Genomic DNA, 22,205 nt, shown 5'->3' on the forward strand with positions numbered 1-22,205 from the left:
AGTCCGACTTAAATTCAACACCGAACAGCACGGCAACATCGACCTCAACTGGTACGATGGGGGTATCATGCCCGACCTTCCGGACGAACTTAAAGACGGTGAGACCATTGGGGATACCGGAGGAGGTACGGTTTTCTACGGCACAAAAGGCATTTTGGTCTGTGACGTGTATTCCCGGAATGCGCGACTGCTGCCTTCTGAAATGATGGGCCTGTTTTCTCCCCCGGCCCCAACATTGCCGAGGGTGGAAGGCAGTACAGGAGGACACCAGAGAAACTGGGTGGAAGGTTGTCTGGAAGGCAAGGAAACCTCCTCCGCCTTTGAACGTTCAGGTCCGCTTACCGAAGCCGTATTAATGGGTAACCTCGCGATAAAAGGATTTCAATACAAGGAAATAGTACCTCCGGAAGAACCGGGTCGCAGGCCTTCCATCATAAGACCAGGAAGAAAGAAATTGATGTGGGACGGGGAAGCTATGCGGGTGACCAACTGGGAAAAAGCTAATGAATGGGTAAAAGGATATTACAGAAAAGGCTGGGAATTAAAATAACCTCAGCTGTCCCTGTTTATAGCTCTGATGTAGCTCCGTGTTGAGTTTGGGAAATTTCCTCCCCTTAAAATACTTCTGTTTGGCGATGCGGGCCACCTGGTGCAGATGAACTGCCAGCGGGCCCTCGCCCTTGTTCCTTATCCCGAATCTGCTGTCTGACAACTGACCCCCGTGGCAGCTCTCAATCTGGCTCAAAACCTTGTCGGCCCTGTCCGGCATGGTTTTCCTGATCCAGTCCGTGAAAAGTATCCCGATGGCGCCATTGAGGCGAACTACGGTAAAGGCAAAGGAAAGGGCGCCGTGATCAGAGACCGTTTTGGCGAGGGCCATCAGTTCATTGCTGTTGATCCCCGGGATAAGCGGGGCCAGCATGGCGTTTACCGGGATACCGTTTTCTGAAAGCACTTTAATAGTATTCAGCCGCCTTCCTATGGTTGCCGTCCTGGGCTCAAGCAGGCGCCTCGTCTCTTCCCTCAGGGAGGTGACGGATATGTTGACCCCTATCAAACCATGGGCGTTTAGCTCCTTCATCAGGTCCAGGTCTCTCAACACCAGGGCATTTTTAGTGATGATCCCCACCGGGTGCCGGTATTTGAGAAATAGTTCCAGGCAGGCCCTTGTGATCCTGTATTTCTTCTCTGCCGGCTGATAACAATCCGTATTCCCGGAAAGCACAATGGTCTCCGCCTTCCAGGAACGGCTTTTCAATTTTACTTCCAGGAGGTCAGGGGCGTTTTCCTTGATGAGTATTTTTCGTTCAAAATCCAGCCCTGCACTGTACCCCCAGAATTCATGGGTATTTCGGGCATAGCAGTAGATGCACCCGTGTTCGCATCCCTGATAGGGATTCATGGAATAGGACATGCCCACATCCGGACTGGTCACCTTGTTTACAATAGACTTGGGAAACACAGGGATGTAGGTCGTTTTATTGGTGTCTGCCAATTCCCCTTGTTTCAGGCAATATTCCAGGAAATCATCCCTCCACTCCGAATGAAGTTTTTCGAATTTGTTATGTGAATTGTGCTGAGCACCCCTGCCTTTGAGGTAATCCTTTTTCATAACAATGGATTATATCCAAATATATGGATATTTTCCAAAACATGAAGAACTGTATTCTTAATGGATGGCGACGTTTACCAGCTGTTTTTTGGTACCCCTCTTGGCGTAGAATAGTATTTTTCCTTCAGGGGCGTCTATCAGGGGACTGGATACCATCAGGGGAAGGCGTGCATCTTTGGAATCAATGATCTTTTCGTAGCTCATTTGTCCCAGCTCATCCAGCTGTATGACAAAGACATTCCTGTTTCGGCTCAGTCCCTGTTTAAAGATGATACGTTCCTTGTTCAGCACCTGGGGGTTATCAGCAGCTGTGCTGATAAAGAAATAGGTTTTCCCATTCCTTGTCAGGGCACTATAAGATGTGTATGCCCCGTCTCCCTGCGTCACTTCAGATTTATTGATATTCCTCGCCCATACCGTATTTCCGTCCGGGTCGAGTTTGGCGCTCACGATGTCATTGTGGTGATATCTCTCTACCCGTATCCTTCCTCCACTGGAGTTGGCCTGAACACTCTGGGTGACAAAATATTCCTCTGCATTGAAAAGGATATGGTTATCCGGAGTGACAACGGCGCTTTTAAAAACCAGGTTCTGTATTTCCTTGTCGTATTCCTGCCCGAATTTATCGTACATGAATTGTTCCGTAAAGGGATTGTACTTTTTCACCTCGATCTCCATCGATGACGGATCTACCCTGAAATAGGCCAGGCCGTTGTATCGATTGTCCTTTCGGTCTGCGTAGAATCCGACACAGATCAGGTTGCCCTGATTGAAAAGCGGGGTCAGGGATTCCGAATATTTCCCTTCAGAATCGAAGGTGAGGTTTGTGATCCCAGAAGGGGTCAGGCGTATGAGTTCGTACTGGAATTTTCGTTCCAGGGCCGTAAACCTTCTTTTTTTGAAGTAGGCTTTCCCAATGATAAACACCCGGCTCAGATCATTGGAAACTTCCACACGTTCAAAAGCGTAGTTCTTCTCCTCAATTTCTGAGGAAAAGTCCTGGTACATCACCTGTTTCAGGTTGGAGGAAAAGAGATAAATCTCATGCCTGTTGTTCTTCCCTTTTTTGTAATGGGTACTGATGATAAATGAATTCCTGTTCTCGGGAAATAAGACCGTGGTGGTGAAACCCGAATTGAAATTCCTGTTGTAATAATTCTTATCCAGGGGCTGTCTGACAGGGGCCGAAACAAAGGACAGAAGCTTTTCGCTGGTAAAAGAAAAGGGTTCTATCGGACTTCTGTGTACCCAATATTCATAGGCCTCTGCCTCTATATTGTAATCCAGGAAGAGGAGGTAAAGCTGTCCGTTCCTGAAATAACCATCGACGAATTCCCCGTCTTTAAGTTTGTAATTATACTCGGAGATCAACTGCAGGTTCTCGTCATAATGTTCGATGAGATACCCCTTGGGTTTCAGGATAAGTCCGGTGTAATAGGCTCTTACGAGGATGCTGCCCCCTTTGCCATCATCTTCTATGGCCAGGAGATTGGAATATTTATACCGATCGTTATATCTTTCTCCGAAGGTATAATCTATAGGGTATTCCTGTGCCCTCCCAAGGATTCCAAGACATAGCAGCCCGAAAAGCAGGATCTTTTTTAGCATACGAGAGAATTAAAGATGATGTCTTCAGGACCCCTGAAAAGAAGCTTTTCTCTTTTCAAGGAATGCCGTGGTACCCTCTTTGAAATCGTCGGTGCCAAAGCATTGTCCAAAGGCATTGATCTCTACTTCAAAGCCGTGAACATCATTTTTAAAACCTGCATTTACGGCTTTTATTGCCTGACTGATAGCCGCTGGTGAATTTTTTGCGATCTTTTTCGCGATGTTCTTGCAGAAATCTAGCAGTTCCTCAGAGGAAGTGATGTGATTGACAAGGCCAAATTCTATGGCTCTTTCCACATCAATCATACCCCCTGTCATGATCATTTCCATCGCTCGGCCCTTGCCTACGAGCTGAGGCAACCGCTGTGTTCCCCCATATCCGGGGATGACCCCCAGGGAAACCTCGGGCAGTCCCATCCTGGCGTTATGGCTTGCGATCCTGAAGTGGCAGGACATGGCCAGTTCCAGTCCTCCCCCCAGGGCAAATCCATTGATGGCGGCAATCACGGGTTTATGAAGGTTTTCGACAAAATCAAAAAGCAACTCCTGTCCCTGGGCCGCCAACTGTCCTCCCTGCTTTGTATCAAAATGGGCGAACTCTGAGATATCGGCTCCGGCCACGAAAGCCTTTTCCCCCGACCCGGTAAGGATGATCACCCGTACTTTATTGTTCTTCTGCAGTGCTTTAAAGGCCAGGTGTAGTTCTTTGATGGTGGCCGTATTGAGGGCATTGAGTTTTTTAGGCCTGTTGATCGTCACGATCGCCAGGTCGTCTTCTATTGAAACAAGGATGTTATTGTATTCCATAATTATGGGGTTTTATTTGCTTTTGGGAGCAGAACAGTAAACACCGTGCCTTTACCCGGCTGGGAAGTCAGGGAAATAGTTCCCTTATAGGTCTCTACGATGGTCTTAACCATCCCCAGTCCAAGCCCCATACCGCTCGACTTGGTCGTGAACTTGGGTTCAAAGACCTTTTCCTTCACATCATCCGGGATGCCGATGCCATTGTCGGCCACCGAGATCTTTACATAGTCACCTTCCGAGACTACAGACACCAGGATCCTGGGTGAAGGGACATCAGGCACCGCCTGTATCGCATTTTTCACCAGGTTGGTGACGACCCGGATCAATTGGGTACGGTCTAATTTCGCAATTATTTCCTCTTCCTCAGAGATAAAATGGATGTAATTCTCGTTAAAGATGTCGAGGGCCAGTTTTACGGTCTTGACCACATTCAGGGTCTCATTCTGCTGGGCGGGCATCTCGGCAAAATTCGAAAATGCCGCCGCAATACTGCTCATCATATCGATCTGCTGAATAAGCGTATGGGAGAACTCTTCGATCTTTTTGCTCGCGTCCGGATCTGCCGGATTAAATTTCCGCTGAAAACTCTGAACCGAGAGTCGCATGGGAGTAAGCGGATTCTTGATCTCGTGCGCCACCTGTTTCGCCATCTCCCTCCAGGCCTGCTCCCTTTCGCTCCTGGCCAGCTTTACCGCACTTTGCTCTAACTGGTCTATCATGCTGTTGTATGAGTCGATCAGCTTGACGATCTCTTCACTCGGATTCTTGACAAAGATCTTTTCATTTCGTTTGGCGATGTTCGTCTGGTGTAATTTTTCCGAAATGGTCGCCAGGGATCTGGTGATGTATTTGGAAATAAAATAGGCGAGCACGATAGCAATGAAGAACATGAGCAGGTAAACCCCCCCAAGGCGGAAAAGGAATTCCCTCAACTCCATGCTATTAAAGGAATTGTCTTCGTAATAAGGCAGGTTCAGGATGCCGATGGGCTTGAACTTCGGGTCCGTAATGTAGGTATAAGAGGCCTGGAATTTATTTCCCGCTGCCAGATTGTCCTCAACCAACCTTTTATCGGGGCTTTCCTTTAGCGCATTCAGGACTTCTGCGCTCAGGCATTCCGAAATGGAATCATTGTAGAATTTGGGTCTGGAGCTCTTGATGAGTTGCCCCTCGAGGTCGTAGATATTGAAATTCACGTTTTGTACATCCGCGATACGGTAGATCTCATCTTTGAAAATCAATCCCAGATTTTCGGTAATGACCGGATAGGTCGTTGCCTGCAAGGTGTAGGAGATGCTTTGCTTTACCTGTTCCTCCTTTCTTTCCAGGCGTTCCTGGTGGTAGTCTCTGGACTGCTCACGGTATTGATAGATAGTCACCCCGGCGATCAGCACCGAAGCGATCAACACCAGTAAGATCATGGTAACAAATATCCTGGACCTGAGGGAGAACTTCTTGAACAAGACGCCTTAATTTGACCTTAAAGATAGCAATAATCGGTCCAAAGTATGCCGCCCGTGCTGGATCCCTTCTCATCCTCCTTTCTTTTAAAACAGCTCCTTCAGGCTTCCGGGTTCTTTTCCTGGATCCGTTTATACAGGCGGATGCCAAGCATCAGCAGCACTCCAAGGACAATAATACCCGCTACTCCGAAGATCCAGTCGAATGCGCTCTTGAGAACGACTAAAAAGGTCACGGCAAACAAGACGATGGTGGCCCCTTCATTCCATATCCTCATAAAATGGGATGAATAACGGATTTCATCCCTCTGTAGCTGCAGATACATTTGATGGGTCTTGAGGTGATAGACGATCAACAGGACGACAAAAAGCAATTTAACATGCATCCATGGCTGGCTGAGCCAGGAAGGCATCAGAAGCAGCAACCATATGGCAAAGAGGGTACACAAAATTGCCGATGGCCAGGTGATGATATACCACAGCCTTTTCGTCATCAGCTTCAGTTGATAGGTAAGGATAGCCCTGTCCGGTTCGGGCTTCTCAGTGGCTTCAATGTGATATACAAACAGCCTGGGGATATAGAACAGCCCTGCGAACCAGGTGACGACAAAGATCAGGTGAAGTGATTTGATATAGTTGTAATATTCCATTTGCTTTAATTCACTTGAATAGCTCCTATCCCGCTATCCCATAACTCCTTGTTATAGGCAGGAATAGATTTTTCGATGATCTGCTCTGCCCTTTCTCTCAAACGTATCCACTGGGCATCCAGTTCTTCTTTCCTATCCCTTGATCCCTGGTTGACCCTGGGGATCTCGCTGTTGGTCATGTTGATCAGGAAGATGTACTCTGCCGTAAATTTATTGGGAAAGTTCTCCACATCGTCATAGGCCTGGGATTTCCTCTGGATCATGTCCTCATCCCACGCCACGAGCTCTGCCAGCAGCTGTTTTCCCGATTCCCTGAGCGAGCCATCTTCCATGTCCGACAAAAGGTTGCGCAACTGGGCCTGGACCCTGAAAAGTCGGTTCACCATCCGGTGCATCGCATTGAGTTCTGTCTCCATGGCAGTCATGAACCTGTCGTATTCAGCATACTCTTCGGACGTGACCCCAAAACCTGGAGTAGGCAGAATATTCCCTTTTGTGACGGTAGTAGCATTCCCCATACTCAGACGAATTTCATAACTCCCCGGAGAAGCCCTGTGACCGGTAAACCCTGCTTCCATATACACCCTGGGTATACCCTCCAGGATCGGGTGGTTAAGGTCCCATACAAACCTGTTCAGCCCCTTTTCTTTTGGCAATACAGGCTTAGGGGGCGGTCCCCCTCCGTTATGTTCCTGATAAGTAGTGTCTTTCTCCGAAGTAAAGGTACGTATAAGCCTGCCCTGTGCATTTCTGATCTCCATGGTAAGCGGCATCTGGTCGTCGGGATCAGCCAACTCATAATAGATTACCATTCCGTTGGCCGGGTTTACACCATAAAGGGGGTGAGTCCCATCAAAATCTTTTGCATCTCCGTTCAGAGGGCTGCTCCAGGAGGCATTCAGGGCATCCTCAGGGCGTAAGATCCTGAATCCAGGCTTTTCTGCCTCGTACTGGCTGAGAGCACCCAGGTCGTCTAAAATCCAGAAAGACCGCCCTGAAGTAGCCACCAGCAGATCCCCCTGATGCACCATTAGGTCCGTCACAGGTGCTTTTGGCAGGTTTAGCTGCAAGGGCTCCCATGAAGTGCCATTGTTCCAGGAAACATAGATGCCTTTTTCGGTCCCTGCATACAATAGTCCTTTGCGGGATTTATCTTCCCTGACCACACGGGTGAAAGAACCATAAGGAATCCCACTACTTATGTTTGTCCATGACTTCCCGTAATTATCCGTCCTGAAAAGAGCCGGAGCATGGTCATTGAACTTATAACGGGTCGTAGCAATATAAGCTGTTCCGGGGTTATGGGGCGACACTTCTATAGCATTGATCAGGCATTCCTTCAGGCCTTTGGGCGTGACATTCTCCCAATTCTCTCCACCATCCCGGCTCAGGTAAACCAGGCCGTCATCGCTCCCTGTCCAGTACACCCCCTTTTGGTGAGGAGATTCTGCCATGTACGCGATTGTCCCGTAGTTTTCAGCTCCCACGGCTTCTACGGTGTATGGCCCGCCACCTTTTCCTTGTTTTTCGTCTATGTTCCGTGTGAGGTCTGGGGATATTTCCTCCCAGGTAACCCCCATATCCCGGGTCCTGAGTACGAGCTGGGCACAGTGAAAGAAGGTGTTGGCCTCGTGCTGAGAACGTATAATGGGTGCATTCCAGTTAAACAGGTATTTCATATCCCGGGCTGCCCTACCGAGGTATTGGATGGGTGCGGCCATTACTTTGGTGCTTCCTCCAGTCTCATTGTCGAGCAAGTCTATGTATCCAAGGTAACTTCCTCCCATCACATATCTGGGATTGTCCGGATCGAAGGCGAGAAAGGCACTTTCCCCTCCCGCAGAGTAAGACCAGTCCCTTTCACGGATGTTTCCTGCCGACAGGGCAAGGTGTGCGATTCTGACCGAAGTATTGTCCTGCTGCCCTCCGTAGAGGTTGTAGGGAAAGAGCCTGTCTGCATTGACCCTGTAAATTTGGGCCGTGGGCATATGGTCTAAAGAAGACCAGCTCTTGCCGTAATCAAAGGTGATGGCCGCGCCCCCATCGTCTGCGATGATCATATTCCTGGAATCCGATGGGTTGATCCAGAGGTCGTGGTAGTCTCCGTGTTTCCCTTCGATTTCTTCCCAGGTTTTGCCACCATCTATGGACCTCAATGCCTGAGCACTCATGACATAGACCACCTGCTCATTATTTGGATCGGGGAATACTTCAATATAATACCAGGCCCGCTGTACCAGCCTGTTATCCCCGCTAATCATCTTCCAGGATGCCCCGGCATCGCGTGAAACAAAGAGTCCGCCCAGGTCCTTATTGGAATCACTTTCGATGAGCGCAAATACTTTCTGAGGATTCGCCTGGCTGACCGCAATGGCCATTTTGCCTTTTTCCTCAGGTAGCCCGTTGTGGATCTTTTCCCAGCTTTCCCCTCCGTCTGTCGATTTATACAAGCCACTGCCTTCACCCCCGCTTATCACCTTGTCCGGCGTTCTCTGGTGGTGCCACATACTCGCGTACATCACCTCTGGGGTAGACCAGACCATAGAGAGTTCATTACACCCGGTGAGGTCATTCACGAACAGGACCTGCCTCCAGGTAGCCCCTCCATCGGTACTCTTGTAGATCCCCCTATCTTTTGTTGGACCGTATAATGCCCCCTGGGCGGCCACGTAAACGATGTCAGGATCGGTGGGGTGGATAAGGATGCGTGCAATATGTTGTGTCTTCTCGAGGCCGATCTTTTTCCAGGTCCGCCCAGCATCAGTCGATTTGTACATCCCGTCCCCGTATGAGGTCATAACTCCCCTGACGGCGTGTTCCCCCATCCCGCAATACACGATATTGGGATTTGATGCGGAAACAGCCACAGCCCCTACAGAGCCCATCTCGAAAAAGCCGTCAGAAATGTTTTTCCAGCTTACTCCAGCATCTGTGGTCTTCCAAAGACCGCCTCCGGTAGTCCCCATGTAATAGGTCAATGGGTCTCCCACTACCCCTGTTGCAGACACGGAGCGTCCCCCGCGGAATGGACCGATATTTCGATATTTCAAAGGCTTGAAATACGTTTCTGCCGTTTGGGCGAATGCACTGCCACTGAGGGCACAGAACAGGAGGAAAATCTTGATTGATCTCATATGGGATGTTATAAATGATGCGATATTTTATCTCAGGAATACCGAAAGGCCCACGTTTTAATCGTGGGCCTTATCGGATCGAAATGCTATTCTTCTACAAATAGATAATTCAGTTTGAGAATGTTGAAAGATTCATTGAACGATCGGATCTCCTCTGTGACCACCTTGTCGAACTGGGACAGCTGTTTCTCGATCTCAGCGGTGAGTTCATTTTTCACCATGATATCCTGGGTTGTCGGATGGAAGTCATCGATGGAAACCAGGCTGTTCAAATGAGCCAGCTTGTTGGTCAGTTTGATCGGAAAATTCAGGGGATCCTGCCCACTCCTGTTCTGAGTCTGGTACAATGCTTTTTCCACAGCCTCCAGGTCTGCCTTCATCGCTATCGCTTTATCCACCAGTTCTCTGGTGGCCTCATTACCCTTATACTGGGTCGTAAAGGAATCGAGTTGTTCCTTGATCTTCCGGATCTTTTTGATGGACCCATGAGCCCTGTCTACGGTACTGTTGATGTCTGAGATAAAATCGTATTGCTGCTGCATTTGGGCAACCGTGACCTCAGCCCTTGGATCAGGCAGGATGGTGAATGGCTTAGATTGGGTCTGGCCATTGACCGTGAGGTGTACCCGGTATGTCCCCGGAACAGCTTTTGGTCCGTCGAGATTGGCCCACCACAGGATCATGCCTTCGAAGTCCTGGGCCCCCTTACCCCGGGTATCCCATACATGGGTATTCCCCCCGGATTTCACCTTTAGTTTCCTGTCGTTCTCCTTTGCATGGGAACTGTAAGTGGCAAGGGTATCTCCGGCCATAGTAGTATAGGTGAGGGCCACACTGTCCTTCTCTTTGAACTCCTTGAGGTAGAAATGTGTGACCACCCCATTCGGGTGGTTCTGCCCTTCTGTTTTAGAAGGCGTCCTGGTTGTTCCTCCTTTGGTCCTGTATGCATCCTTGGGCTTAAAGAGGATCGCCGCTTCACCGGAAGCCCCTTCATCGAGCTGGTGCAGGACCGTCAGGTCATCGATGATCCACAAACTCCTGCCCTGGGTGGCCACCACGAGGTTGTTCTCCTTTACGGCAAGGTCTGTGATGGGAACAATGGGCAGGTTCAGCTGGAAGGGCTTCCAGCTTCTGCCGTCATTGAAAGATATATACATGCCCGTTTCCGTACCGGCATACAGCAACCCTTTCCTTTTGGGATCTTCCCTAACCACCCTTGTAAAATGTTCATTGTCTATTCCGGAAGTGATCTTTTGCCAGGTTTTTCCGTAATCGGTGGTCTTGTAGAGGTATGGCTGAAAGTCTCCCAGTTTGTATCTCGTTGCGGCCACATAACAGGTGCCTTCTTCAAATGCCGAAGGTTCAATGCTGTTTACCATGGACCATTCGGGCATGTTTGAAGGGGTCACATTTTCCCAATTCTCGCCCCCGTCTCTAGAGATGTGGATAAGGCCATCATCGCTCCCAACCCACAAGAGGCCTTCCTTAAGCGGACTCTCATTGGCGGCAAAAATGGTGCAGTAATATTCCACCCCTGTATTGTCCTGGGTGATAGGTCCACCGCTGGAGACCAGTTTATCCGGATCGTTTCGCGTGAGATCCCCGCTGAGGAGTTTCCAGCTTTGTCCCTCATCTGTGCTCAGGTGGACGTGGTTGGAAAAGGTGTATAATTTCTTTGGGTCGTGTTTGCTGAAGATGATGGGAAAATTCCATTGAAAACGATATTTCATCCCCTCTGCTCCGTATCCCATGGGATTATCCGGCCAGACGTTGATGCCTCTCCTGGTATTCGATTTGTGGTTGACACGGGTCAGAAAGCCCCCATAGCTACCTCCGTAAACAATATCATTGTCGGTAGGGTCAATAGCCAGGTGAGCAGATTCACCCCCTGCTGTGGATTCCCAGTCATCATCTCCTATGGTCCTGCCATCACTTCGGTGTTTGATGCGAATGGTAGAGTTATCCTGCTGGGCTGCATAGATCCTGTAGGGAAAAGCGTTATCTGTGGTCACCCGGTAGAACTGCGCAGTGGGCTGGTTGTAATAGGTACTCCAGGTGAGTCCGCCGTCATAGGAGATCTGTGCGCCTCCATCGTCTCCAATGATCATCCTTTTTGGATTTTCCGGGGCGATCCAAAGGTCGTGGTGGTCCCCATGCGGGGCATTGAAGGTTTCGAAGGTCTTCCCTCCGTCGGTCGACCTGTGATAACGCACATTCAGGACATATACCATGTCTTCATCCTCAGTATCGGCGTAGACCCGGGTATAATACCAGGCCCTTTGCCTGAGTTTACGTTCAGAATTCACCTGACTCCACTTCTTCCCCCCGTCTTCCGACCGGTACAAACCACCCTTATCCTTGTTTTCTACAATGGCCCATATTCTGTCAGGATTTACCGGGGATACGGCAACACCTATGATCCCCAAAGTATCCTTAGGGAAACCTTCATTGCTCGAAATCTCTGTCCAGGTCTCCCCGCTGTCAGTACTCTTCCAGAGGGCTGAACCTTCCCCTCCGCTGCTAAGGCTGTACGGGGTTCGCTGTGCGCGCCATGTTGAAGCATATAAGATCCTTGGGTTTGTGGGATCCAGAATAAGGTCTACCGCACCCGCCTGTTCATTGGCGTACAGGATCTTTTTCCATGTAGTGCCTCCATCCGTGCTTTTGTATACCCCCCTGTCTTGTGAAGGCTTATAGATATCTCCGAGAACGGCGGCATAGACGATGTCCGGGTTGTCGGGGTGGATGCGGATCCGGGGAACGTGCCGACTCTTCTCCAGGCCTACAGAACGCCAGGTCTTTCCAGCATCTACAGATTTCCAGACGCCATATCCGGAGGAGACATTCCCCCTGAGGGTTTTTTCACCTCCCCCAACGTAGATTACATTGGGATCGCTTTTGGCCACCTCAACGGCACCTATGCTGCCTCCGAAGAAGCCGTCAGAGATATTTTCCCATGTCCTTCCTCCATCTGTGGTTTTCCAGACACCACCCCCTGTAGCTCCGAAATAAAACAGGTTGGGCTGACCGGGTACCCCTGTCACGGCTGCTGATCTACCCCCGCGAAATGGGCCTACCAGCCGGTACTCCAGGCTGGAATACAAAGACTCGGGGTAGGGATCAGAGATCTGTGTTTTTGAACGCCTTTGGGCGTTTACCGAAATCACGATAAATAGTAAAGAAACGAAAAGTAAAAGTAGACGAAAGTTAAGCTTCATTTTTGTTAGTGTTCGAGTTCGTAATCGCTAAATGTACCAAAAAAGGCGTAAAGGAAAAACGTGAAATTTCTATTGGTAAACGATATGGCATTTGTGCTTTTGATCAAGGAGGTACGCTTATTCACATCGACTCTTAAATAATTTGAACAGGAGTTGCAGGAGATGGATTTCCATCTGTACTATTTGTATACCTTTATTCAAACTACTAATACAGTCAACATGAAATATCTGTTCGTCATCTGTTTGATGTTGTCTCTCGGTTTTCCCGGAATTTCAAGGTGTCAGGTGCTCCATACCGAAAACTTCAATGTGATTCTGGATTCAACGAAGACCATCAAGGGTTCATTTATTCCGAGTTTCAGATACCGGAATGTCAAGCAAAAGTTTTTCGAAGTAGAGAATACTGCAGACATAACCTTTCGGATAAATCGACAGGCCTTCACCATTGCAAACAAACTGGAGTATTCCCGATTTGGGGATGAGGATATTTTGTCTGGCGGGTTCGTTTACCTGGAGCATAGAAGTCCCGTCCAGAAGGTCATTTCGCTGGAATCCTATGGCCTTCTTCTCTGGCAACAGATACGGGGATTGCGCATAAAATACAGTTTGGGTGCCAACGCGAGGATTCCTATTGTTATCAGTGCACAGGAAGGATTGTTTGCAGGTCTGGGCCCTTCTTACGAATTTGAAAGGTGGACCTATTCCGGGACCGCCGACCCTGCTTTAATCCCAGCAGATCCAAAACCGATTGAAGTAGAAAAAATAAGAGCTAATACGTACGTCAACTACAAGAGAAAGCTCAATGAACAGTTCAGGGTCGATATCAGCGGTTACTATCAACCGGCATTAGGTGATTTTTTTTCAAATTACCGCCTGGCGAGCAGTTCGGAGATCACTTACAGTTTCACCCGGAATATTGGTTTATCTCTGTTATACCAAAACATCTATGACCCAAGTCCGGTGGTGCCCATCAGTACTTTATTCCACGATGTGAGCGTAGGTTTGAACCTCTCATTCTAACCTGAACAAAAAAAAACAGGAGTTGAAACTCCTGTTTATCACTTCTTGACGCTTCGCACTAAAATCTGTAACCGATTCCTAACTGGAAGCCTTTAGTTCTCAATTTCACGTCTTCGAAACCGGGCTCTTCTTCTGCGATATTGGCAACTCCCAGGTTATAGCGGGCATCGGCAAAGAAACCGCCAATCACTTCAAAAGCCGCACCGAAGTTCAGCCCGAAGTTGGTTCCTTTTAACCCATCTGTTCCGTCTTCTGCATCTGCCAGAATACCTATTTGTGGTCCTGCCTGGATATTAAAACCTTCCACTAGGTAGTATTTCAACATCAGGGGCACGTTTACAAAACTTACCTCGGCGTCCTCGGCTCCTTCAATGGAATACAACAGTTCGGGCTGGAAGTGAACCTTGTCTGTGATCCCTACATCGACAAGACCACCGACATACAGGCTTGTAGCACCGTCAGGGGAAGCGCCTTCACCATCGAATATCACCTTGAGGTTAGAGAAGTTAGCTCCCGCTTTCACACCGAAAGTGACACTTTGTGCACTGGCGTTGGTTCCATAGGCTACTAAGGCAACTAAAAGAATAAGCGTTTTTTTCATAGTTTCTATTGGGTTTTGTTTATTCCATAGTAAAAATAGAACATTTATTCATAGAAAAATCGGAATCCAGCTAAAGGTTAAAAGATGAAAAAACAGAGGTTGGCCCATTGATTTACCCACCCTTATTACATACTGAAAAAGCTTCAGGATGCGATCCAGAAGCTTTTCTTCACTTAATACAGACTCATTTTCAGGGTCCGCTATCTCCTGACCCTAACATTTTAAGCAGTATCAGGGCCAGTAAGATCACCATGAGTACGGCGCTCAGCACAATTTCATAGGCAGCCATCGCACTAAATCCATTTTTTACAAAATAATAGATGCCTCCCAGCAGTAGAATGGAGAACAGAATAGTCCTCGGCAATGTCAATTTGTAATTTCTCATATCTCCAGTTTAATACCATCCCATACAACTCCCAAATTCATAAACCGCTATGGCTGCCCCCACCCAGCCGAGGGTCCTTGTGGCAATCTTCCGTATGGCCTTCTTGGCAATGGTCTCGGTTACGTTTCCTTTTAAAAATTCAACTGCTGCGTCAATCCCCACAGCAATGATGAGGCAGTCTACCCAGTCCTTATTGGCTTCAGAAAGCGTTGTTTCGTCCTGGGCAAAACTGAGGGTTCCAAAGGCCCTGGCAAAATTGACCGCAACCTCACCTCTATCCTGGCGTTCCGCGACCAAAATCATAAGTCCGACCAGGGCTATCCTGGGATCATCCGCATTGCCAAACTCCTTCCGCAGGTAATATTCATCTACCCCATACAGGCTCAACAGATCCTTAGTTCCATGTACCAAAGGAGACAGGATCCTTCTGGTTTCCCGTTCCAAAATCATATCCTTTTGGTTCTCCTCGCCCATTTTTGCATCCAGCATATACGGGTATTCCTCCCCTAATCTTCTGATCTCGGGGGTGGCCGTCCTGACCAGGGATTCAAATGAATCAAGGGCAGTGCCAACTTCCGAAACTTCGTAATGCTCCTCCTGAGACTGGCAGGCCTCCAGCAAGAGCGCCCCGGCAATCAACATTAGTTTTACCGTAGTAAGAGCGATCCATCCCCTGCCGAGTCGCCTCAACCAAAACCGAATTTTTTGCATGTGTGTCATTCTTCTTCATTTTAAATTCAACTTCTCATTAGACTTACGACGCGCTTCGCAATGAGGGCAAAGTAGTATGGGAAAGTGAATGACCCTTGCAGAAAAGAAGTAATAAAAAAAGGGGGGATAGGACTTTAATCGGGATTCCCGTTGCTTCTAAGAGAAGTTTTGATCTCCCTGTGAAGGAACAGGCCGGTAACTAGCGTAGAAAGGGTATCGGCGATGGGAAAGGACAACCATACCCCCAATTCTCCCATATAAAGGGGCAAGATCAGGATAAGCGGGATAAAGAAGAATCCCTGCCGGGTCAGGGTCAGCAGCAGGGCGGGCACAGCCTTTCCTACGGCCTGGAAATAAGCTGCCCCGATCAACTGTATGGCAATAATAGGGGTTGCCGCAAAGACCCAGCGCATGGCCGATGGTGTATTCTCCAGAACAAAGATATTGCTGGCGATTTCCGCTGCCGACATATCCGCCCTGTGGCTGAGGAAGAGACCTGTGATCTCCGCAGGAAAGACCATCAGCCCGATAAAAACGACCGTTGCCACCACGGCCGCATAAGTGATGGCTGTATTGATGGATTCCCGAACCCGCTCGTATTTCCTGGCCCCGTAATTGTATCCGGCGATAGGCAGGAATCCCTGTGTCACCCCGAAAACAGGGAAAAGGGCGAACATCAGCATACGCCCGATGATGGCATAAACGGCCACCATGGGTTCGCCCCCGAGGTCGAAAAGTATATTGTTCATCAGCAGGTAAGTGACGCTGGTCACCGCCTGGCGGGAGAGGGTCACGAATCCGAGGGAGCCGATCTCCCTGAGAATAGGCAAATGAAGCCCAAAATGAGTCGGGTTGATCTTGAGTTCTGAATTCCGGGAGAGGAAGAAATACAAAATGTAGGCAAAGCAAAGGAGATAGCCCCCGGTGGTTGCCCAGGCCGCCCCTTCCATACCCCAGTCGAAAATGTAAATGAAGACGTAATCCATCAGCAGGTTCCCGACTGATGGGATGATCATGGCAATCATCGCAAATTTGGGTTTCCCCTCAGCCCTGATCACGGTATTCCCCATCATACACAGGGCGAGAAAAGGCACGCCGTACAGGACGATGGTATAGTAGATCTTTGCCGGCTCGAAAATGCCTCCTTTACCCCCGAAGGCCGGGATCAGGTCATTGGCAAAATAGAGGCCAAAGCCCACCATGGTGATGGTGACGAGGAGGGTAAGGGTGATCTGGTTACCAAAGGTCCTAAGTGCTTTTTCGGGATCATTTGCCCCGAGTGCCCTCGAAATGATACTGCTTCCCCCTATCCCAATGGCCATTCCCAGGGCCGCGATAAAGAAGGATACCGGCAACACCACGTTGATAGCTGCGATAGCAATGGAACCGATCCAGTTCCCGACAAATATGGTATCCACAAGGATATTCAGGGACATGACGAGAATCCCGATAGAAGCAGGCACCGCCTGTTTGATCAGGAGCCTACCGATGGGTTCTGTCCCCAGGTCCTCTGCGGATACCCTGGCCATCAGACGGGAAGGATGTGCTGAGTCTGCCAGTCGCGTATCCAGGTCGCCATAAGCGCCACCCAGTCGTCCCGTTCATTCAGACAGGGGATATGTATGTAATGCTCCCCTCCGGCTTCTTCAAATTGTTCTTTTCCTTCCATAGCGATCTCCTCCAGGGTTTCAAGGCAGTCACTGACAAAGGCCGGGGTTACGACTGCCAGCCTCTTTTTCCCTTCTTTTGCTAAACGCTCGAATTCATAATCCGTATAGGGTTTTAACCATGGATCCCCGGCAAGACGGGATTGGAAGGAGGAACTGACCTTCTCTGCGGGAAGCCCCAGGGCTTCCATGACCAGGTCCGTAGTCCTGTAGCACTGGTGCCTGTAACAGGTGTGGTGGGCCACCGAATTCACCTTACAGCAACTGCCGTCAATCTTACAGTGAAAACGGGTGGGATCCGATTTCCGGATATGTCGTTCCGGTATGCCGTGGTAGGAAAACAGTACGTGGTCATATTCAAAATCCTCCAGACCTTCCGCTATGCTGGCTGCGAGCACCTTGATATAATCCGGATTGTGATAGAAGGCCGGAAGTGTCGTGACCTTCATTTCCGGGAAATGCTTCTGCTGTTCTTCCAGGGCTTTTACCACAACGGTCTCATATGAGGACATGGCGTAATGGGGATATAAAGGAACCAGCAAGACCTCGTCGACACCCTTGTCTTTCAGTTCCTGCAGTGCTTTTTTGATACTCATACTCCCGTACCGCATTCCCAGGGCAACGGGGAGATCTGTTTGTGCCCTTACTTTTTCTGCAAATCGTTCAGAGATCACAATCAGGGGAGAACCTTCCTCCCACCATATTTTCTTGTACGCTTTGGCAGACCGCTTCGGACGGGTTTGCAGAATGATCCCCCTCACGATGATATTCCTCAGTATTTTGTTTACATCGATGACGCGTTCGTCCATCAGGAATTCATCCAGGTAGGGTTTGACATCCTTCGCTGTAGGGCTGTCGGGCGAGCCCAGATTCACTAGTAATACTCCTTTCAAAACAACATTTTTTAGCGCCTCAAAAATACTACTTGTCCCTCAACTGACCAGCAGTGACTTCCAATACTTTCTTTATGTAGACATAGAGATAGCTAATTCCCTGCCAGTCACCTGTCATCTCTCTACAGGAGATCAGCTTTGGTCAAAATTAATTCGAGTATTGTAATCAGTCGAGGACAACAACCTTCAGGGGCTTCCTGATATTTCCGTCCTGCACCACCAGGAAATAAACCCCTTTACCAAGGGTTGCAAGAGAGAGGGTTTGTTTTCCTTCCAGGGTCCTGACCAGCTGCCCCGCCATGTTAAAGACCGCTACCTTACTCTGCTGCCCCAGCGATGGAATAGTGATTTCCCCCCTTGTGGGATTAGGGTAGGCAATAAGCCCGGTGGGTATGGAAATGGTTTTGGAAAATTCTCCTTCACAGGGCAAACCAGAGCTAATGGTGAGAAGGTCCCCATCCTCGACCGGGATATTGAATCGGGAGGTGCTAAAATTGCCTATCACCTCATTGTTCTTCTTCAGGGTAAAGGGAGGTGTGCCTTCAGTCACTTCGAAGCTGGCCCTGAATGCAAGGCCTACCTGTTCCAGCTTGGAAGAGACCTCCATGGCGGGTACAGCCTGTATCCTGAGATCGTAGCAACGTTCAAAATCAGGGTAGTTCTCCACGCTGAGGCAAAGGGTGTACGTCCCCGGTGCCAGATCCGGAATGACGATCTCCCTGTTAAAACTGTATTCCTGTCCATTTACAGTAAGACGGTAGTCGTAATAATCCGTGGCACTGATCCTAATGCTGCCGTCATTGCTTTCATGGCAACTTTCACCCAGAGTCCTGACGAGGAAATTCTCGGTCGATATGTTCACGAGGCCATTGAAATATTCACTGGCCAGGTCAAAGGCCTGGTTCCCTATCTTCTCCCCCATGACCCGGCCGGGAATATCATCAACGGGGGGATGGATACCGCCCCAGATACGCGACAGGCTTGTCTGATCTGAAGCATCCCGGTAGGTGGCCCATTGCAGGCTGAACCCTTCACTGGGACCCTGTTCAAAGACCAGGAAATTGTTCTGTTCCACATCAAAAACACCCATACCTCCCGGGAAATAGGCATCCCCTGTAAGCCTGGTCATTACCTCAGCGGCCGCCCTGGAAAAAGTGGAATGTCCGGAGACGTAGCCCGCAAAAGGAGGGGTGACAAATGTCGGCCTCTGATAGGGCCACCAGCGGGTTCCCAGCACCCATCCCACCCCGGCAATATCAGCTGTAGGATCCTGTATCTCATCCGGGCCCTTCCAGGCGTAGACCTTGATCTTTCCCACATTCTCATTACTGCTTCCGGCCAGAGGGTCACCGCTCTGGATCAGTTCAATCCGGCCTGGGATCAGGGGAAGGCCGTGGGGATGGAATCCGGGGAGGGAAGGGTCTGAACTCTGTCCTTTTGATGCCATGTATCGAATGGCAGAGATCGGCCTGATATAGTCGTAATATCCCTTGATCCCCCAGGTATTGATCGCCGCGTCGTGCATAGCCCCGCCCAGGGCCAGGTAACACTTTACATCCCATTCCCATTCATCCACTACATCGCCTTTCCCTTCAATCTTTTTCACGGTATCCGGATGGTCGCTCACATAATTCAGGATGGTAAACCAGTGTCCGGGAGGTGTTTCCGAATCCGGTCCGTCTGCCCAGAACTCGGCCAGTACCCGGGCATAATCGGCTCGTTTTACCAGCTGGGGATCGTAGGGGAGTCCGGTTGCAGGATTTACCGAATGGCCCATTCCCGTATCCCCTCCCTCCATGAAATCGTAGAACGACTGGTATTCCTCAAAACTCGTGGGGAAGGTATTGATATCTGCGTTGCCCAGGCTTGCAGGAGAAATGTCGATAAGGCTTGGGTCGGCGGGATCGAGATGGGACGACCAGGAGGCGACCAGCGCAAAATGCCATTTGTAGGGGTCCTCAATCCCATCCTGGGCAGAATTCTGTATCTGAGGGGGCAGACCCGGATCTTCGTATATATAACTGTTGAAGGAACCATTGTTCCGGATCTCAAGATCCGATTCCCTCAGGGCAAAAGGCACTACTTCCCCCCATTCCGGACTCAGGAATTCCGGGACACTGCCGGTGATTGTATTCCCGCTCTGGTCGACAAAGCTTTCAAAGGCAAGGGGTTGCCACCTGTTGGGATCGGCCAGGTCGTAATTGTCGGCATACTCATCCAGGGCAAGGGGTTCATTGACGGGCTGGTAGTATTCATTTCCGTAACCGTCTTTCTCATTCGACCCGTCCTGGTACCCGAACTCTATCAGCTTGGCCCCGAGGTAATTCCCAAGGGCAGCATAAGATCCATTGCTGTAGTCAGTACTCGTAAAGGAGGGATCAAAGCCCAGGCTTTCCATCAGTTCGTCAAACCGCTGCATGGCAAAGGTCACCCCAGGCGATTCTCCAAATCGGTAGGTCAGCAATCTGTATATCGCAAAACTCGTGATCTCGGCCCTTGCCTGTTCCAGGTCAGACGGCGGATCGATCCCATTGAATTCACAGGAGAAGCCATGCGCCGTCTTTCCCAAAAAAACAGTCTCAGCCGTGTCGTCAAAGACCGCCCAGGCATCGTACATGGCCAAAGCACTGTGGTACAGGTTCCGGGCATGGACCGTGGGCCTGGCAAAATCGGTCCGAATGGCATCCAGCAGGGCCTCATTCCATTGCCTGGCGACGGAGAGATGGGCAAACTCCTCGGCCCGGGTACCCACGCCGTTATTTCCATCGCTGGGCTCCACCGGGTTGGTCCCCTCCACCAGGATTACCTTTTGGTTCGGAGCGATGTTTTCGAATCGGTCCGTAATACCGCTAAGCCAGGTCACTTCTATATAATCCACCGTGGTGGCATCCCCCAGGCCAACGAATTGGGTCTGACTGTTCTGGCTGATAAAGCCTTCCCCGCAAAGAGTGTATCTGTACTGGGCTTCAGCCCCTATCCCTATCTTGATAAAAGACCCGACTCCCATTCGATTACTCTGAGTCCCTTCGAGTTGGATCTTGAGCCAGTTGTTCTGGGACGCCGACTGGTTTTCCCAAAGGTTGATGGGCTGGTCTCCGATATTGATCACGGCAATATCGGGACGGCCGTCGTTCTGTATATCCCCTATGGCGTTGCCATAACTGGCTCTGATATCATCTGCGAAACCTGAAGTAGACGATGCAGTATAACCCCCATTCCCATTGTTCTCGTAATAGGCTGAGGAAGGTTTCCCGTCCGAACCGTCGAGGTGACTCACCACATACAGGTCGAGGTCCCGGTCATTCTCCCCGTCGAGAAAAACTGCGCCCCAGGCAAACCCGTCGAAACGGGTACCGTTGGATTGGGCGATATTGCTGAAGGTGCCATCCCCATTGTTTCTCAGAAAGGCATTGCCCAGCACGCTGGTAGTGAAAACAGGTGGATAGATATTGGTCACGTAAATATCCAGCCAGCCGTCATGGTTATAATCCCCCACGGTGGCCGACATCCCATCCATTTTCAAGTCCATCCCCGTCGCGATACTCACATCCATAAAGGTGCCGTCACCCCGGTTCCTGTAAAGCGTATTCGGCAATTCGTCCTTGTCATTGGCCAGGAAGAGATCCTGATACCCATCCCGGTCATAATCCAAAAAAGCGGCGCTCTGGGTGAACTGGGCCTCGAGGGATAACCCAGCAGCTGCGGTTACATCGGTAAACACCCCTCCACCCTCATTTCGGTACAGCAGGTTGTGGTCCACAAAGTCGTTGTCCCGAACGATCAGGAAGAGGTCGAGGTCTCCGTCATTGTCTATATCCCCCCAGGAATTTCCCCAGTAGGTTCTCGGTGCCGGTGCAATCCCGGAACTCCCGATGATATTGGTAAAGGCACCATTCCCATCGTTCCTATATAACCAGCACTGGCCTTCATCGCTATTGGCAAAGAAATCCATGTCCCCGTCATTGTCGAAATCCACCCAGGTTACCTGGCGGGATTCCAGGCCTCCACTGCTGATGGGCAGGGTCTGAACCTCAAACTGACCTCCGGTATTCCTCAGGAATTGAAAATCGCGGGTGGTAGAGGCGGGGATGGAAATGTCATCCCATCCATCATTGTCGAAATCGGCAAAAGAGATCCCCGGACCGTGAAAAGTGGCCACATCCCCGTATCTCACTACCTGGTCTGCCTTCTCAGTAAGCACATCCGAAAAGAAGGCCTGTCCAAGGGCTGAGATCCCATAAAAAATAGAAAAGATCGAAATGGCTGCTTTCTTCATCAGTCTGTTTCCCTGGTATTTCGAAGGTTGTAATAATAGGCAATCCCTGAAATTCTCGCAATTAAGCATATTTTTTCGGCCAATGCCAACTTAATCGCCAGAATTCCGGGTCGGAGGGTTGTGTCATCACTTATCTTTTATACATCCTTAAAACGAAGGGGGC

The 22,205-nt window shown here is 49.7% G+C and carries 14 protein-coding genes and 1 pseudogene; 2 read left to right on the forward strand and 13 right to left on the reverse strand.

Features of this window, described 5'->3' with window-relative positions:
* Nucleotides 1-550: pseudogene (locus tag ABYP73_RS00415) on the forward strand (gfo/Idh/MocA family oxidoreductase); the annotation flags it as partial.
* On the opposite strand, the gene ABYP73_RS00420 reads toward ABYP73_RS00415, so the two are convergent.
* The 7 genes from ABYP73_RS00420 to ABYP73_RS00450 form a co-directional block, all read right to left on the reverse strand.
* A complete protein-coding gene (locus ABYP73_RS00420; RefSeq protein WP_372973136.1) occupies nt 542-1,612 on the reverse strand; it encodes a PA0069 family radical SAM protein in 1,071 nt (356 codons plus the stop codon). The pseudogene ABYP73_RS00415 and the gene ABYP73_RS00420 sit on opposite strands and share 9 nt — an antisense overlap.
* A gap of 57 nt (nt 1,613-1,669) precedes the next feature.
* Complete coding sequence (locus ABYP73_RS00425; RefSeq protein ID WP_372973137.1) at nt 1,670-3,220, reverse strand: hypothetical protein; 1,551 nt, start codon at nt 3,218-3,220, stop codon at nt 1,670-1,672.
* 24 nt (nt 3,221-3,244) lie between these two features.
* Nucleotides 3,245-4,027 (reverse strand): enoyl-CoA hydratase/isomerase family protein, encoded by a 783-nt coding sequence (locus ABYP73_RS00430; RefSeq protein WP_372944883.1) that lies wholly within the window; start codon nt 4,025-4,027, stop codon nt 3,245-3,247.
* Nucleotides 4,028-4,029: 2 nt separating this feature from the next.
* Nucleotides 4,030-5,448 carry a PAS domain-containing sensor histidine kinase gene (locus ABYP73_RS00435; RefSeq protein ID WP_372973154.1) on the reverse strand — a complete coding sequence of 473 codons (1,419 nt, stop codon included), beginning with the start codon at nt 5,446-5,448 and terminating at the stop codon, nt 4,030-4,032.
* Between the two features lie 140 nt (nt 5,449-5,588).
* Nucleotides 5,589-6,137 carry a CopD family protein gene (locus tag ABYP73_RS00440; RefSeq protein WP_372946194.1) on the reverse strand — a complete coding sequence of 183 codons (549 nt, stop codon included), beginning with the start codon at nt 6,135-6,137 and terminating at the stop codon, nt 5,589-5,591.
* A gap of 5 nt (nt 6,138-6,142) precedes the next feature.
* Nucleotides 6,143-9,271: a glycosyl hydrolase gene (locus ABYP73_RS00445; RefSeq protein WP_372973138.1), complete on the reverse strand. Its 3,129-nt coding sequence runs from the start codon at nt 9,269-9,271 to the stop codon at nt 6,143-6,145.
* Nucleotides 9,272-9,357: 86 nt separating this feature from the next.
* Nucleotides 9,358-12,489, reverse strand: a complete 3,132-nt coding sequence (locus tag ABYP73_RS00450) for a WD40/YVTN/BNR-like repeat-containing protein (RefSeq protein WP_372973139.1) — start codon at nt 12,487-12,489, stop codon at nt 9,358-9,360.
* Nucleotides 12,490-12,708: 219 nt separating this feature from the next.
* Between ABYP73_RS00450 and ABYP73_RS00455 the strand changes: the two genes are divergently transcribed.
* Nucleotides 12,709-13,509: a DUF481 domain-containing protein gene (locus ABYP73_RS00455; RefSeq protein ID WP_372973140.1), complete on the forward strand. Its 801-nt coding sequence runs from the start codon at nt 12,709-12,711 to the stop codon at nt 13,507-13,509.
* A 58-nt stretch (nt 13,510-13,567) separates the two neighbouring features.
* Here ABYP73_RS00455 and ABYP73_RS00460 read toward each other — a convergent pair whose 3' ends face one another.
* From ABYP73_RS00460 to ABYP73_RS00485, 6 genes are all read right to left on the reverse strand, one after another.
* Entirely contained in the window at nt 13,568-14,110 is a 543-nt protein-coding gene (locus ABYP73_RS00460; protein WP_372946084.1) for a porin family protein, read from the reverse strand.
* Between the two features lie 190 nt (nt 14,111-14,300).
* Complete coding sequence (locus ABYP73_RS00465) at nt 14,301-14,495, reverse strand: hypothetical protein (RefSeq protein WP_372946083.1); 195 nt, start codon at nt 14,493-14,495, stop codon at nt 14,301-14,303.
* Between the two features lie 9 nt (nt 14,496-14,504).
* A complete protein-coding gene (locus ABYP73_RS00470; RefSeq protein WP_372973141.1) occupies nt 14,505-15,206 on the reverse strand; it encodes a hypothetical protein in 702 nt (233 codons plus the stop codon).
* Between the two features lie 134 nt (nt 15,207-15,340).
* Nucleotides 15,341-16,735 carry an MATE family efflux transporter gene (locus ABYP73_RS00475; RefSeq protein ID WP_372973142.1) on the reverse strand — a complete coding sequence of 465 codons (1,395 nt, stop codon included), beginning with the start codon at nt 16,733-16,735 and terminating at the stop codon, nt 15,341-15,343.
* Nucleotides 16,735-17,766, reverse strand: coding sequence for a ferrochelatase (gene hemH / locus ABYP73_RS00480; RefSeq protein ID WP_372973143.1), 1,032 nt, complete (start codon nt 17,764-17,766; stop codon nt 16,735-16,737). Before hemH ends, ABYP73_RS00475 begins: the two co-directional genes overlap by 1 nt.
* 166 nt (nt 17,767-17,932) lie before the next feature.
* Nucleotides 17,933-22,042, reverse strand: coding sequence for an FG-GAP-like repeat-containing protein (locus ABYP73_RS00485; RefSeq protein ID WP_372973144.1), 4,110 nt, complete (start codon nt 22,040-22,042; stop codon nt 17,933-17,935).
* Nucleotides 22,043-22,205 lie beyond the last annotated feature (163 nt).

The sequence above is a fragment of the Muriicola sp. genome (assembly GCF_041567615.1).
Taxonomy (GTDB): Bacteria; Bacteroidota; Bacteroidia; order Flavobacteriales; family Flavobacteriaceae; genus Muriicola.

What these genes read in the sequence shown, in the direction of transcription:
- ABYP73_RS00420 (WP_372973136.1), bottom strand. Translation starts at nt 1,612, where the DNA reads ATGAAAAAGGATTACCTCAAAGGCAGGGGTGCTCAGCACAATTCACAT.
- ABYP73_RS00425 (WP_372973137.1), bottom strand. Translation starts at nt 3,220, where the DNA reads ATGCTAAAAAAGATCCTGCTTTTCGGGCTGCTATGTCTTGGAATCCTT.
- ABYP73_RS00430 (WP_372944883.1), bottom strand. Translation starts at nt 4,027, where the DNA reads ATGGAATACAATAACATCCTTGTTTCAATAGAAGACGACCTGGCGATC.
- ABYP73_RS00435 (WP_372973154.1), bottom strand. Translation starts at nt 5,448, where the DNA reads ATGATCTTACTGGTGTTGATCGCTTCGGTGCTGATCGCCGGGGTGACT.
- ABYP73_RS00440 (WP_372946194.1), bottom strand. Translation starts at nt 6,137, where the DNA reads ATGGAATATTACAACTATATCAAATCACTTCACCTGATCTTTGTCGTC.
- ABYP73_RS00445 (WP_372973138.1), bottom strand. Translation starts at nt 9,271, where the DNA reads ATGAGATCAATCAAGATTTTCCTCCTGTTCTGTGCCCTCAGTGGCAGT.
- ABYP73_RS00450 (WP_372973139.1), bottom strand. Translation starts at nt 12,489, where the DNA reads ATGAAGCTTAACTTTCGTCTACTTTTACTTTTCGTTTCTTTACTATTT.
- ABYP73_RS00455 (WP_372973140.1), top strand. Translation starts at nt 12,709, where the DNA reads ATGAAATATCTGTTCGTCATCTGTTTGATGTTGTCTCTCGGTTTTCCC.
- ABYP73_RS00460 (WP_372946084.1), bottom strand. Translation starts at nt 14,110, where the DNA reads ATGAAAAAAACGCTTATTCTTTTAGTTGCCTTAGTAGCCTATGGAACC.
- ABYP73_RS00465 (WP_372946083.1), bottom strand. Translation starts at nt 14,495, where the DNA reads ATGAGAAATTACAAATTGACATTGCCGAGGACTATTCTGTTCTCCATT.
- ABYP73_RS00470 (WP_372973141.1), bottom strand. Translation starts at nt 15,206, where the DNA reads ATGCAAAAAATTCGGTTTTGGTTGAGGCGACTCGGCAGGGGATGGATC.
- ABYP73_RS00475 (WP_372973142.1), bottom strand. Translation starts at nt 16,735, where the DNA reads ATGGCCAGGGTATCCGCAGAGGACCTGGGGACAGAACCCATCGGTAGG.
- ABYP73_RS00485 (WP_372973144.1), bottom strand. Translation starts at nt 22,042, where the DNA reads ATGAAGAAAGCAGCCATTTCGATCTTTTCTATTTTTTATGGGATCTCA.